We start from the raw sequence: 13,320 nt of genomic DNA on the forward strand, positions 1-13,320 counted from the left end.
GGCCGGGACCCCCCGGCAACGGTTGCGAGAGATGAAACGCGGGCGGGGCTTCGAGCCTCGCCCGCGTTTCGCGTTTGGGGCGGGTCTCCGCCACGCGCCGCCCCGTTAACCGCGGTCCTTCACGCATTCCTCATCGGCACGTGACAAAAGCCGCGTCGCACGACGGCGTACGCCGCCGACCCGCCGCCCTCCTCCCCTTGCGGGACCGGGCGGACGCGCCTTGCCGAACAGCAGGTCCGACCCTTTCCAACGCCGCCCGCCGCGCCCGTCGCGGCGGCCCCGACCGTCTGTCCCGAACCGTATCCCCGTCTCGCCGGCCGCCCCCGCGAGCCCAGCAAGGAGCCCTCCATGGCCGCACTTCTTTCCTTCGACGCCCAGGTGGCTCGTTTCCTCGGCCGCCGCGACGGCGGCGACCGCATCAAGATGGACGGCTTCACGCTGACCAACACCGGCGACGAACGCTCCACCACCGGCGCGCAGGTCGAGGTGAAGGTGACCTATCTGTCGAAGACCACCGACGCCGAGCAGACCTCGACCATCGTGGTCGACGTGCCGCGGCTCGATGCGGGGGAGAGCTTCGGCCCCCTGACCCGCGCCTTCGACCTGCCGACCGACGCGGCCGCCGGCGATCTCCTCGTGTCCTACCGGCTGATCTCGGATGCCGAGGGCGGGCCGGCGCTGCTCGAAGGCGCCACGGAGATCGCGGTCGACACGTTGCAGATCACCCCGTTCACCACCGGCGCCGACGCGGTGCTGCTGGAGCAGACCTCCGCCGCCGCCTGGTTCGCGCTCGGCGGCGCCGACGAGGTCTACGGGACCGAGGGCGATGACGACATCCGCGGCGGCGGCGGGGCCGACGATCTTCGCGGCGGGCTCGGCGACGACACGCTCTACGGCCAGAACGCGGCCGACGAGCTCTACGGCAACGACGGCGACGACACGCTGGAAGGCGGCGGCGGGCGCGACACCCTCGCGGGCGGCATGGGCGTCGACCTGCTCAACGGCGGCGGCGGGGGCGACAGCCTCTATGGCGACGAAGGCGACGACACCCTGAACGGCGGGGCCGGGGGCGACGACCTCTATGGCGGCGCCGACGACGACCAGCTGCTCGGCGACGCCGGCAACGACAAGCTCTACGGCGAAGACGGCGCCGACGACCTGATGGGCGGCGACGGCCGGGATCGGCTCTACGGCGGCGCCGGCGCGGACACGCTCGACGGCGGCGAGGGCGATGACATCCTCGTGGGCGGCGACGACGCCGACACCCTTGACGGCGGCGCCGGCAAGGACCGGATCGGCGGCGGCGCGGGCGCGGACGTGGTCAACGGCGGCGACGGCAACGACAAGCTCGCCGGCAACGACGACGCCGACACCCTGAACGGCGGCGCCGGGGATGACCGGCTCAGCGGCGGCGCGGGCGACGATTTGATGAACGGCGGCGACGGGAACGACCTGCTCAAGGGCGGCGCCGGCGCGAACCTGATGAACGGCGACGCCGGCGACGACCGGCTGGTCGGCGGCGCGGAAAACGACGTGATGGACGGCGGCGCCGGCAACGACCGGCTCGACGGCGGGGCGGGCGAGGATGTGCTGCGCGGCGGCGCGGGGGGCGACCGGCTCTTCGGCGGGGCCGGTGACGACGTGATCGAGGGCGGCGACGGCGCCGACTACATCGTGGGCGGCGACGGCGCCAACACCCTGAGCGGCGGCGACGGGAACGATCAGTTCCGGTTCCACGGCTACGACTTCGGCGACGACGTGATCACCGATTTCGAAGACGGCGACTTCCTCTACTTCCGGAGCGGTCCGCTGAGCAAGTCGTCCCTGCAGCTGGTGCAGGACGGCGACGACGTGCTCCTCAACTTCACGAGCTTTCTGGGCAACACGGTCGCCACGCTCACCTTGCAGGACACGCTGGTCGAGGACATCGACGAGAGCCAGATGAACGTCGACTTCTTCTGACGCCCCGAAGGCTGGCCGAAAGCCGGCGGACCCGGCCTCGACCGAACGAAAACGGGCGGCCCGACCAGGCCGCCCGCCGTCGTCTCGCGATCCCGTCGCGTCGGGCGCGACGCCCCGGGATCAGAGCAGCGCCTTGACCTTGGCCGCCGCGGCCTCGGCGGTGATGCCGAACCGGGCGTAAAGCTCGGGCGCGGGGGCGGAGGCGCCGAAGCCCTCCATGCCCACGAAAGCCGCCTTCTTCTCCGAGCCGCGCTCGGCGCAAAGCCAGCGGTCCCAGCCGAACGGCCCGGCCGCCTCGATGGCGACGCGCACGGGACCCGCGGGCAGCACCTTCCTGCGATAGGCCTCGTCCTGGGCGGCGAAAAGCTCCCAGCACGGCATCGACACCACCCGCGTCCCGATCCCGTCGGCCTGGAGCAGGTCGCGCGCGGCGAGCGCGATCTCGACCTCCGAACCCGTCGCCATCAGGATCGCGCGGCGCTTGCCCTCGGCCTCGGCCAGCACATAGGCGCCCTGGGCGACGAGGTTCTTCGCCTGGTTCTTCGTCCGCACCGCCGGCAGGTTCTGCCGCGACAGCGCCAGCACCGAGGGCGCGCCCTTGGTGGTCATCGCGATCTCCCACGACTCCAGCGTCTCCACCGAGTCGGCGGGGCGGAAGACGAGGGTGTTGGGCGTGGCGCGCAGCATCGCCAGATGCTCGACCGGCTGGTGGGTGGGGCCGTCTTCGCCGAGCCCGATGGAATCATGGGTCATCACGTAGATCGACCGCACCCCCATCAGCGCCGACAGCCGCATCGCGCCGCGGGCGTAGTCGGTGAAGCACATGAAGGTGCCGCCATAGGGGATCACGCCCCCGTGCAGCGCCATGCCGTTCATCGCCGCCGCCATGCCATGCTCGCGGATGCCGTAATAGACGTAGCGGCCCTTGCGGTTGTCGGCGTCGTAGGCGCCGAGCCCGGTGGTCAGGGTGTTGTTGGACCCGGTGAGGTCGGCCGAGCCCCCGATGGTTTCCGGGCAGGCCGCGTTGATCGCGCCGAGCGCGATTTCAGAGCTCTTGCGGGTCGCGACCTTGGGCTGGTCCTCGATCAGCTGCTTCTTCAGCTTGCGCACCGCGGCGGCGAGCTTGGGCGAGGTCTCGCCGGTCATCACCCGCTCGAACTCGGCCTGCCTGGCGGGCGACAGCATGCCCAGCCGCGCCTCCCAGGCGTAGCGCTCGCCCGAGCCCTGCTTGCCGATCTCCGCCCACTGGGCGGCGACGTCGTTGGGGATCACGAAGGGCGCGTGGCTCCAGCCGTAGATCTCGCGGACCGCGGCGATCTCGGCGTCGCCCAGCGGCGAGCCATGGGCGCCGGCGGTGTCCTGCTTCTTGGGGCTGCCGTAGCCGATATGGGTCTTGCAGGCGATCAGCGTCGGGCGGTCGTCGGCCTTGGCCGCGGTCATCGCCCGGTCGATATCGACCGGATCATGCCCGTCGCAGCTCAGCACCGCCCAGCCGGAGGCGGAGAACCGCGCCAGCTGGTCGGTGATGTCCGACGCATCGACCCGTCCGTCGATGGTGATGCCGTTGTCGTCCCAGAGCACGATCAGCTTGGAGAGCTTCTGCTTGCCCGCGAGCCCGATGGCCTCCTGGGAGATCCCCTCCATCAGGCAGCCGTCGCCGGCGATCACCCAGGTGCGGTGGTCGACGATCTTCTTCCCATAGCGCGCGGCGAGCGATTCCTCGGCCATCGCCATGCCGACCGCTGTGGCGAGCCCCTGGCCCAGCGGGCCGGTGGTGGTCTCGATCCCTTCGGCATGGCCGTATTCCGGGTGGCCGGCGGTCTTGGCGCCCCACTGGCGGAAGTTCTTGAGCTGGTCGATGCTCATGCCCTTGTAGCCGGTCAGGTGCAGCAGCGCGTAGAGCAGCATCGAGCCATGGCCCGCCGACAGCACGAAGCGGTCGCGGTCGTGCCAGCCGGCATGGCCGGCGTCGAATTTCAGGTGCTTCTCGAACAGCACGGTGGCCACGTCGGCCATGCCCATCGGCATGCCGGGATGCCCGGAATTCGCCGCCTGCACCGCATCCATGGCGAGGGTGCGGATCGCGGCGGCTTTCATCCAGTGCTCGGGATGGCGGGCGCGGAGGGTGGGAATGTCCACGTTGATTCGCCTTTCGTCATCTTGCCGCCGGATCTTGCCGCCGGACTGGGGCGTGCCGGGCGGACGCCTTGCAGGGGGCGCGGGCCGCGGCGGTCATGCATCGAAGGGGCCGCATGGTCAAGGGCGCGCCGGGGCATCGGGGGCGGAATCCTCGTCCGCGGGCGCTTGACGGGGGCGCGCGCGGATGTTCGAATCGCCCGCGACAGGCGTGATCGCGAATGCGGGACGCGAAGCGGAACACACCGCGAGGCCGGGCAGGCCACGGGACGGAGGGATGCGCGTGGCGCAGACGCGAAGCACGGGAATCGCGGCGGCCAAGCGGACGCTGGCCGCGGCGCTGGGCGAGCTTGAGGCGGCCGTCGAGGATCTGCGGGAACAGGCGGGCGACGCCCAGGCCGAAGCGCTGTCGCTGGAGGAGGCCGACGCCGCCGCCCGCGCCGCGATGGCGAGGGTGGTGGAGCTGGAGCACGCCCTGACCGACCGGCGCAACGCCGCCGCGGCGGCCGAGGCCGCGGCCGCCGACGCCGAGGCCGACCGCGACGCGCTGCGCGACGAGCTCGCCGCCGCGCGCGAGGAGCTCGAACGCCTGCGCGCGCTGCGCGAGGAGGACGCCACCATGATCGAGGAGGCGCTGGCCGAGCTGCGCGCCGTGGTGTGACGCGAGCCTCGCGCGCCCCCCTCCCGACCTTTCCCGTATCCGGAGACTGATCCCCATCATGGCCGATCTCGACATCGCCATCGCCGGCCGCAGCTACCGCGTCGCCTGCGCCGACGGGGAGGAGGACAACCTCACCCGCGCCGCCGCCCTGCTGGCCGACGAGGCCGAAATCCTGCGCGAGCAGTTCGGCGACCGCTTCGCCGGCATCCCGGAAAGCCGGGTGCTGCTGATGACCTCGCTGATGCTGGGCGACCGCTTCCGCGCCACGCTCGACGCCGCCGCCATGGCGCCGGCGCCCGACGACGATCTCGCCCCGGGGGCGCCCGACGCGCAGCAGCGGGGCTTCTTCGACGACACCCTCGCCGCAAGGGTGGCGGAGCTGGAGGCGGAGCTCGCCGAGGCGCGCGAGGCCGAAGCCACCGCCCTCGCCGCGCTTGAGGACGCCGCCGCGCGGGTCCGCACCCTCGCCGCCGAGATCCAGGAGGACGTCGACCTCGAAGACGACGAGGACGAGGACGCGGATGAGGGTGACGCCGCCCCGGACGACGAGGAAGACCCGGCGGAGGACGCGGCCGAAGGCGACGACCTCGAGGACGAGGAAGAGAACGAGGCGGAAGATGATCTGGCCGTCAGCCTCACGCTCGATGTCGACGAGGATGCTGACGACGCGGAGGACGAGGAGGACCTCGACCCCGAAGCGGCGGATGACGACCTCCGCCGCTGACCGCGCCGCCCTCTCCGGTTGACAGCGCCGCCCCCCGCGCGATGCTCGCGCCATGACCCATGCGCCTTTCGCCCCCCGCCTGACCCGCGCCCCCCGCGCCCATGACCCCGAGCGGGGGGCGGAGGCGTGGGCGGCGCTCGGCCCCGACCTCGCCCTCCCCGAACTGCGCCCCCTGATCGAGGGCGCCGCCGGATCCTCCCCCTATCTGCGGGAGCTGATGGTCAAGGAAGCCGCCTGGCTGCCCGGCGCCCTCGCCCTCCCCCCCGAGACCGCGCTGTACACCCTGCTGGCCGAGGCCGCCGAGGTCGCGACCGCCGAGCCCCGCGCCCGCCACGGCCTGCTGCGCCGGGGCAAGCGGCGCCTCGCGCTCCTCACCGGGCTCGCCGATCTGGGCGGGGTCTGGGACCTGGAGGCGGTGACCGGCGCGCTGTCGGATTTCGCCGACATCGCCGTCGACACCGCCCTGCGCGCCGGTCTCATGGAAGAGATCGCCCGCGGCCGCCTGCCGGGGGCCGAGGCCGACCCGACCGGCGCCTCCGGCCTCGTCTCCATCGCCATGGGCAAGGGCGGCGCGCGCGAGCTGAACTATTCGTCCGACATCGACCTGATCTTCCTCTACGACGAAAGCCGCCACGCCCCCGACGACCACGCCGAGATCCGCGCCCGCCTGGTCAAGGTCTGCCAGGCCGCGTCGCTGATGCTGTCGAAGCCCACCGGCGAGGGCTATGTGTTCCGCACCGACCTGCGGCTGCGCCCCGACCCCTCGGTCACGCCGGTCTGCCTCGGCATGGACACGGCCGAGCGCTATTACGAATCCCTCGGCCGCACCTGGGAACGCGCCGCCTTCATCAAGGCCCGCGCCGCGTCCGGCGACATCGCGGCCGGCGAGGCGTTTCTCGACCGCCTGCGTCCGTTCATCTGGCGCCGCTTCCTCGACTTCGCCGCGATCCGCGACGCCCATGACATCCGCCAGCGCATCCGCGCCCATCGCGGCTCGGGCGGCGAGATCTCGGTTCCCGGCCATGACGTGAAGCTTGGCCGCGGCGGGATCCGGGAGATCGAGTTCTTCGTGCAGACCCGGCAGCTGATCTGCGGCGGCCGCGACCCGGCGCTGCGCCCGCGCGCCACAAGGCCGGCGCTGGCCGCGCTGGTCGAGGCGGGCTGGGTGGCCGAGGAGACGGCCGCGGTGCTCGACGCCGCCTACCTCGCCCATCGCGAGCTGGAGCACCGCCTGCAGATGGTCGAGGACCGCCAGACCCACGACATGCCCACCGCGCCGGAGGCCCGCGACCGCATCGCGGCGCTGGCGGGGTTCCCCGACCGCCGGACCCTGGAGGCCGAGCTCGACGCCCGCCTGCGCGCCGTCGCGAAGATCACCGAGACCTTCTTCGCCCCCTCCGCCCCCCGCAAGGCCCAGCCCGAAAGCCCCGCCGCCCCCTGCGCGCCGTCATTGAAAACCCGCGGCTTCGCGCGCCCCGACGTCGGCGCGGCGCTGGTCGACCGCTGGCGCGACGGCGCGATCCCCGCCACGCGGTCCGAGCGCGCGCGGGCGCTGCTGGCGGAGCTGGAGCCGCTGATCCTCGACGCGCTCGCCCGCGCCGCTTCCCCCGACGACGCGCTGCTGCAATTCGACCGCTTCCTGTCGGGTCTGCCGACCGGGGTGCAGATCCTGTCGCTGTTCTCGGCCAACCCGCGCCTGCTCGACCTGATCGCCGAGATCTGCGCCGCGGCGCCGCGGCTGGCGGAAGAGCTTGGCCGGTCCTCGCGGGTCATCGACGCCATCCTCGCCACCGATTTCTTCCGCCCGCTGCCCGACGCCGACGCGCTGATGGCCGAGCTCTGCGAGTGGCTGGGGCGGGAGGACGACTACGAACGCAAGCTCGACGCCGCCCGCCGCTGGGCGAAGGAGATGCGCTTCCGCATGGGGGTTCAGCTCTTGCGCGGCATAGCGGACGCGGAGGAGGCGGGCCGCGGCTTCTCCGCCATCGCCGAGGCGGCTTTGCGCGCCTTGATGCCGGAAGTGGAGGCCGAATTCGCCCGCCGCTACGGGCCCGCCCCGGGGGAGGGCGCCGCGGTGCTCGCCATGGGCCGGCTCGGCAGCCGGGAGATGACGGCGAATTCCGACCTCGACCTGATCCTGCTTTACGAGGCGGCGGGGGTGGAGGCCTCCGACGGCCCGAAGTCGCTGACCACCGGCATCTGGTACGCCCGTTTCGCCCAGGCCCTGATCCTCGCCATGTCGGCCAAGACCGCGGAGGGCACGCTCTACGAGATCGACATGCGCCTGCGTCCGTCGGGGCGGCAGGGCACGGTCGCGACGTCGATCACCGGTTTCCGCGACTACCATGCCGAGCGCGCCTGGACCTGGGAGCGGATGGCCCTGACCCGCGCCCGCGCCGTCGCCGGGCGGCCCGGGGCGATGGCGGCGGCGGATGCGGCGATCGCGGAGGCGCTGACCCGCCCCCAGGACCCCGCGCTGATCCGCGCCGACGCCGCCGAAATGCGGGCCCGCGTCGCCGGGGCCGCCCAGGCCGCCAAACGGACGCCCTGGTCGGTGAAGCGCTCGCGCGGCGGGCTGATGGATGTGGAATTCGCCGCCCAGTCGGGGATCCTCGCCGAAATCGCCGCCGCCCCCGACCCCGCCGCCGCCTGCGCGGCGCTGCCCCATGCCGCCGACGCGCCGCGGATGCTGGCGGCGCTGGCGGCCCGCGGCGCGCTCTCCCCCGAAGACGCCGAGGCGCTGGGGGAGGCGCACCGCCTCCAGTCCCGCACCCTGCAGGCGCTGCGGGTGACGCTCAGCGGCCGTTTCGATCCCGCCGCCGTCGGGGCGGGGCTGGAAGCCGTGCTCTGCCGGGTGGCGGGGGCGGAGGATCTCGCGGGGCTCGAGGCCGCGCTCGCCGCCGCGCAGGCCCGCGCGGCGGAGATCGTGGACCGGCTGCTCCCCCCGGTCGAGGCGGCGGGACCCGAGGCGCCATGACCCTCCCCCCCAGGCGCCTCCCGATCGTCTGGCACCCGGACTACGTGGCTTCGCTGCGCCCCAACCACCCGTTCCCGATGTCGAAATACCACTATCTGCGCCGGGCGCTGGAGGCGCGGGGCATGATGAGGCCGGGCGAGTGGTTCGCCCCCGCCGCCCTCCCCGCGCTGCGCATCGCCGCCGCCCATGATATCGGCTATGTCGACCGCGTCATCGGCTGCACGCTCACCGCGGAGGAGATGCGCCGCATCGGCCTCCCCTCCACGCCCGCCGTCGCGCGGCGCGCCACGTTGTCGAGCGCGGGCACGCTGCTCGCGGCGCGCCTGGCGATGGAGCACGGGCTGGCGGTCAACGCCGCCGGGGGCTCGCATCATGCGGGGCCGGATTACGGTTCAGGCTACTGCGTGTTCAACGACGTGGCGGTGGCGGCGAGGGCGCTGCTGGACGAGGGGCTGGCGGCGCGCATCCTGATCGTGGATTGCGACGTGCATCAGGGCGACGGCACCGCCTGGATTTTTGCGGACGAGCCGCGGGTCTTCACCTTCTCCATCCACGCGCAGAAGAATTTCCCGGCGCGCAAGGCGGTCTCGGACCTCGATGTCGGCCTGGTCGACGGGTTGGGCGACGCGGATTACCTTGCGACCCTGACCGACGGGCTGGCGCAGGCGCTGGAGCGCGCCGACCCCGATTTCGTCTTCTACAACGCCGGGGTGGATCCGTGGGAGGGTGATCGGCTCGGCCGCCTCTCCCTCACCCTCGACGGGTTGCGCCGCCGCGACCGGCTGGTGCTGGAAACCGTCCGGGCCCGGGGCCTGCCCATCGCCGCGGCGCTGGGCGGAGGCTATTCGCGCGATCCCGACGAGCTTGCGGCGCGTCACGCGATCCTGTTCGAGGAGGCCGCGGCGCTGTAGGGCGGGTGCGAACCCGCCGCGCTCCGCCCGGGCCGCGCGCCTGGCGGGGAGGGGGCGGCGGGTTCGCACCCGCCCTACGACGCCGCCAGCGCTTCCAGCCGCAGCAGCGCGATGCGACGGACCTGCTCGATCGCCTCGGCGAACTCGACCTCGGGCGGGTTCTCCACCCGCTCCCGAAAATTCTCCAGGATCTGCGTCCGATGCCGGCCCCGCACCGCGAGGATGTAGGGGAAGCCGAACCGCGCCTGATAGCGGTCGTTGAGCGCCTGGAACTCGGCCAGCTCCTCCGCCGTGCACTGGTCGAGCGCAGCCCCCGCCTGCTCGGCGCGGGACTCCGCCGTCAGGCCCCCCGCCAGCGCCAGTTTTCCCGCAAGGTCGGGATGGGCGCGCAAGAGCGCCAGCTGCCGGTCCCGCCCCCCTGTCGCCACCTGCGCGTGCAGCGCGGCCGACAACCCCGCGGGCGTCGACATGTCGGGACCGAGCCCCGCATCGAAGGCCCGCTCCGCCACCCAGGGCGAATGCTCGTAGACGCCGCCGAACCGCGCGACGAACTCTTCGCGGGGCAGGGCGGCCGGCGCGGGGCGGAAGGCGGGGGCGGGGGCGTCGGTCATGGTCGGGCTCGCCTCGTTCATGCTGCGGCGCGAAATCGGGGCTTGGCGGGCGCCGCGCCGCAACGCTAACGTCCGCGCAGGGCGGCTGAAAAGCCCGGAACGGCGGACGCAGGGGGCGCGCGACGATGGAAGCCATCTTTCACGACTGGATCAGCTTCGCGGTGCGCGCCGCGCATATCGTGGCGGCTATCGGCTGGATCGGCTCCTCGTTCTACTTCATGTGGCTCGACTATTCGCTGCGCCACGACCCCGACCTGCCCCAGGGCGTGAAGGGCGAAAGCTGGTCGGTGCATGGCGGCGGCTTCTATCAGGTGCGCAAGTTCGCGGTCGCGCCCGAGAAGATGCCCCAGGTCCTGCACTGGTTCAAATGGGAGAGCTATTCGACCTGGCTCACCGGTTTCGCCATGATGACCGTCACCTATTACTGGGGCGCCTCGAGCTTTCTCATCGACCGCGAGGTCGCCGACCTGCCGGTGTTCACCGCGATCTGCATTTCCATCTTCTCGCTGGGGCTGGGCTGGGCGCTCTATGACGCGCTGTGCAAGTCTGCGTTGAAATCGCAGCCGGCGGTGATGTTCGCGGTGCTCTACGCGGCCATCCTGCTGATGTGCTGGGGCTACGGCCAGGTCTTCTCGGCCCGCGCGGCGTGGCTGCATACCGGGGCGGTGATCGCGACGATGATGTCGGGAAACGTGTTCCTGGTCATCATCCCCAACCAGCGCAAGGTGGTGGAGGTGCTGAAGGCGGGGGGCGAGCCAGACGCGAAATACGGTTCCATCGCCAAGCTGCGCTCGACCCATAACAACTATCTGACGCTGCCCGTGCTCGCGATGATGATCTCCAATCATTACCCGATGGCTTTCGGGCATCCGCATAACTGGGTTCTGGTCGGCTTCATTCTGGCGATCGGCGGGATCGTCCGGCATTTCTTCAACATGCACGACCAGGGCAAGCACGGCTGGGCGATCCGCTGGCAGTGGCCGACGGCGACCGCGCTTTTCATCTGCATGATGGCGATCAGCGCCTGGCGGCCGGATCAGGCGACCGCCGAGGTCGACGCGCCGCGCGCCATGGCGCTGGTGACGACGCATTGCTCGGTCTGTCATGCGGCCGCGCCTGCCCATGAGGGATTCGAGGAGGCGCCGGGCGGCATCATGTTCGACACGGTGGCGCAGATGCGGACCCATGCCCCCAAGATGCTGGCGCAGGCGGTGCTGTCCAACATCATGCCGCTGGGCAACGAGACCGGGATGACCCAGGAGGATCGCGCCGTGCTGGGCGCCTGGCTGCGCGCCGGGGCGCCGGCGCCATGAGCACGCTGCTGCTGCGCGACGCCGAGGTGCTGGTCACCATGGACGGGACCCGCCGCGAGATCCCCGGCGGCGGGCTCTTCGTGCGCGACGGGCTGATCGAGGCGGTCGGCCCCACCGCCGAGCTGCCGCGCGAGGCCGACGAGATCATCCACGCCGCCGGCTGCGTGGTGACGCCGGGCCTGGTCAACACCCATCACCACCTGTTCCAGACGCTCACCCGCGCGGTGCCGGCGGGCCAGGACGCGCTGCTCTTCGGCTGGCTGCAATCGCTCTACCCGATCTGGGCGCGGATGGGGCCGGAGGAGATCCGGGTTTCGGCGCTGATCGGTCTGGGCGAGATGGCGCTGGCCGGGTGCACGCTGTCGTCCGATCATCTGTATCTGTTCCCCAACGGCGCGCGGCTGGATGACGAGATCGACGCCGCCCGCGAACTGGGGGTGCGCTTTCACGCCATGCGCGGCTCGATGAGCGTGGGAGAGTCCCAGGGGGGACTGCCGCCGGATGTTCTGTGCCAAGGCGAAAAAACAATTCTGGACGACTGCATCCGGGTCATCGACGCCTTCCATGATCCCCGGCCCGGCGCGATGATCCGGGTGGGGGTGGCGCCCTGCTCGCCGTTTTCGGTGAGCCCCGAACTGATGCGGGATTCGGCCCTGCTCGCCCGCGACAAGGGGGTGATGATGCACACCCACCTCGCCGAGAACGACGAGGACATCGCGTTCTCGCTGGCGCGGTTCGGGCAGCGGCCGGGGGATTTCGCGGAAGGACTGGGGTGGACCGGGCCGGATGTGTGGCACGCGCATTGCGTGAAGCTCGACGCGTCGGAGATCGACCTCTTCGCGCGGTCAGGGACGGGGGTGGCGCATTGCCCCTGCTCGAATTGTCGATTGGGCTCGGGGATCGCGCCGGTTCGGGCGATGCGCGATGCCGGGGTGAAGGTGGGATTGGGCGTGGACGGCTCGGCCTCCAACGACGGCGGCGACCTGATGGGCGAGGCGCGCCAGGCCATGCTCTTGCAGCGCGTCTCGCGCGGGGCCGACGCGATGAGCGCGCGCGAGGCGCTGGAGATCGCCACGCGCGGCGGGGCGGCGGTGCTGGGGCGCGACGACCTGGGGTCGCTGGAGCCGGGCAAGCGGGCGGATTTCGCGGTGTTCGACACGGCGCACGGGGCGGGCGGGATCGCGCAGGCCGGGTCCTGGGATCCGGTGGCCGGGCTGATCCTGTGCGCGCCGGCGAAGGCCCGCGAGGTGCGGGTCGAGGGGCGCGCGGTGGTGCGCGAAGGGCGCATCGTCATGGCGGGCTGGGACAGCGTGGTGGCGCGGCAGAAGGCGCTGACCCGGCGCCTCGCGGGGCTTTAGGGACGGGGCTCGCCCGCGGTCTCCCCTCCCGAAAGCGCGTTTCCCGACCGGACGCTGTCGCGGACAGGCGCGCGCGCGCCAGCCCGCCGGCGTAATCACGCCCACCGGCCGCGCGCCCCGCGCCGCCCCCCTTGGGTCCGACCTCTACATGCTCGCACCGCTCGTGCTGCCCGCCCTGTTCTCCGCCGAAGATTGCGCCCGCATCGTCGCCCAGGCCGAGGCCTCCGACCTCGCCGAAGCCCGCCTGGTCGGGGGCCGGCGCGAAACCGCGAAGCGCCGCGCCCGCATCGCCTGGCTGGATGACGAGGGCGCGGGCGCCTGGGTGTTCGAACGGCTGATGCGCGCGATCTCCGAGGCCAACCGCACCGGCTTCGGCTTCGACGTGGATGCGTTCGAGGAACGCAGCCAGGTCGCCCGCTACGACGCGGAGGCGGAGCAAGGGGCCGGGCCGGGCGGCTTCGACTGGCATTCCGACGTGGGCGACGGGCCCCATGCGCGGCGGCGCAAGCTGACCGTGGTCACCCAGCTGTCGGCCGAGGGCGACTACGAGGGCGGCGGGCTCGAGGTCAACGGCGACGGGACCCCGCGCGAGGCGCCCCGCGCCCAGGGCGACGCGCTGGCCTTCCCCGCCTTCGCCCTGCACCGGGTGGCCCCGGTCACCCGCGGC

10 protein-coding genes are annotated in these 13,320 nt (G+C 72.4%); 8 read left to right on the forward strand and 2 right to left on the reverse strand.

All coding sequences use genetic code 11. The annotated features are described in order from the left end of the window. The first annotated feature begins 348 nt into the window (after positions 1-348). A complete protein-coding gene (locus ACTB72_RS06800) occupies positions 349-1,962 on the forward strand; it encodes a calcium-binding protein (RefSeq protein WP_463036228.1) in 1,614 nt (537 codons plus the stop codon). Between the two features lie 120 nt (positions 1,963-2,082). Here the strand turns inward: ACTB72_RS06800 and tkt are convergent, their stop codons facing one another. Continuing rightward, positions 2,083-4,101 carry a transketolase gene (gene tkt / locus ACTB72_RS06805; RefSeq protein ID WP_463036229.1) on the reverse strand — a complete coding sequence of 673 codons (2,019 nt, stop codon included), beginning with the start codon at positions 4,099-4,101 and terminating at the stop codon, positions 2,083-2,085. A 280-nt stretch (positions 4,102-4,381) separates the two neighbouring features. On the opposite strand from tkt, the gene ACTB72_RS06810 reads away from it, so the two are divergent. From ACTB72_RS06810 to ACTB72_RS06825, 4 genes are read left to right on the forward strand one after another with little or no spacing between them, the layout of a single operon-like run. Further along, positions 4,382-4,759: a hypothetical protein gene (locus ACTB72_RS06810; RefSeq protein ID WP_463036230.1), complete on the forward strand. Its 378-nt coding sequence runs from the start codon at positions 4,382-4,384 to the stop codon at positions 4,757-4,759. Positions 4,760-4,817: 58 nt separating this feature from the next. Further along, positions 4,818-5,483: a cell division protein ZapA gene (zapA, locus tag ACTB72_RS06815; protein ID WP_463036231.1), complete on the forward strand. Its 666-nt coding sequence runs from the start codon at positions 4,818-4,820 to the stop codon at positions 5,481-5,483. 52 nt (positions 5,484-5,535) lie between these two features. Further along, the gene (locus tag ACTB72_RS06820) at positions 5,536-8,460 is read left to right on the forward strand and encodes a bifunctional [glutamine synthetase] adenylyltransferase/[glutamine synthetase]-adenylyl-L-tyrosine phosphorylase (RefSeq protein WP_463036232.1); all 2,925 of its coding nucleotides are present in this window, start codon (positions 5,536-5,538) and stop codon (positions 8,458-8,460) included. Then, a complete protein-coding gene (locus ACTB72_RS06825; protein ID WP_463036233.1) occupies positions 8,457-9,371 on the forward strand; it encodes a histone deacetylase family protein in 915 nt (304 codons plus the stop codon). Before ACTB72_RS06820 ends, ACTB72_RS06825 begins: the two co-directional genes overlap by 4 nt. 74 nt (positions 9,372-9,445) lie before the next feature. Here ACTB72_RS06825 and uraD read toward each other — a convergent pair whose 3' ends face one another. Further along, positions 9,446-9,982: a 2-oxo-4-hydroxy-4-carboxy-5-ureidoimidazoline decarboxylase gene (gene uraD, locus ACTB72_RS06830; protein WP_463036234.1), complete on the reverse strand. Its 537-nt coding sequence runs from the start codon at positions 9,980-9,982 to the stop codon at positions 9,446-9,448. Between the two features lie 125 nt (positions 9,983-10,107). On the opposite strand from uraD, the gene ACTB72_RS06835 reads away from it, so the two are divergent. The 3 genes from ACTB72_RS06835 to ACTB72_RS06845 form a co-directional block, all read left to right on the forward strand. Next, the gene (locus ACTB72_RS06835; RefSeq protein ID WP_463036235.1) at positions 10,108-11,295 is read left to right on the forward strand and encodes a urate hydroxylase PuuD; all 1,188 of its coding nucleotides are present in this window, start codon (positions 10,108-10,110) and stop codon (positions 11,293-11,295) included. Further along, positions 11,292-12,653, forward strand: coding sequence for an 8-oxoguanine deaminase (locus tag ACTB72_RS06840; RefSeq protein ID WP_463036236.1), 1,362 nt, complete (start codon positions 11,292-11,294; stop codon positions 12,651-12,653). Before ACTB72_RS06835 ends, ACTB72_RS06840 begins: the two co-directional genes overlap by 4 nt. Positions 12,654-12,801: 148 nt before the next feature. After that, on the forward strand, positions 12,802-13,320 hold a 519-nt coding region (locus ACTB72_RS06845; RefSeq protein WP_463036237.1), incomplete at its 3' end, for a 2OG-Fe(II) oxygenase family protein.

The sequence above is a fragment of the Albimonas sp. genome, from assembly GCF_055129145.1.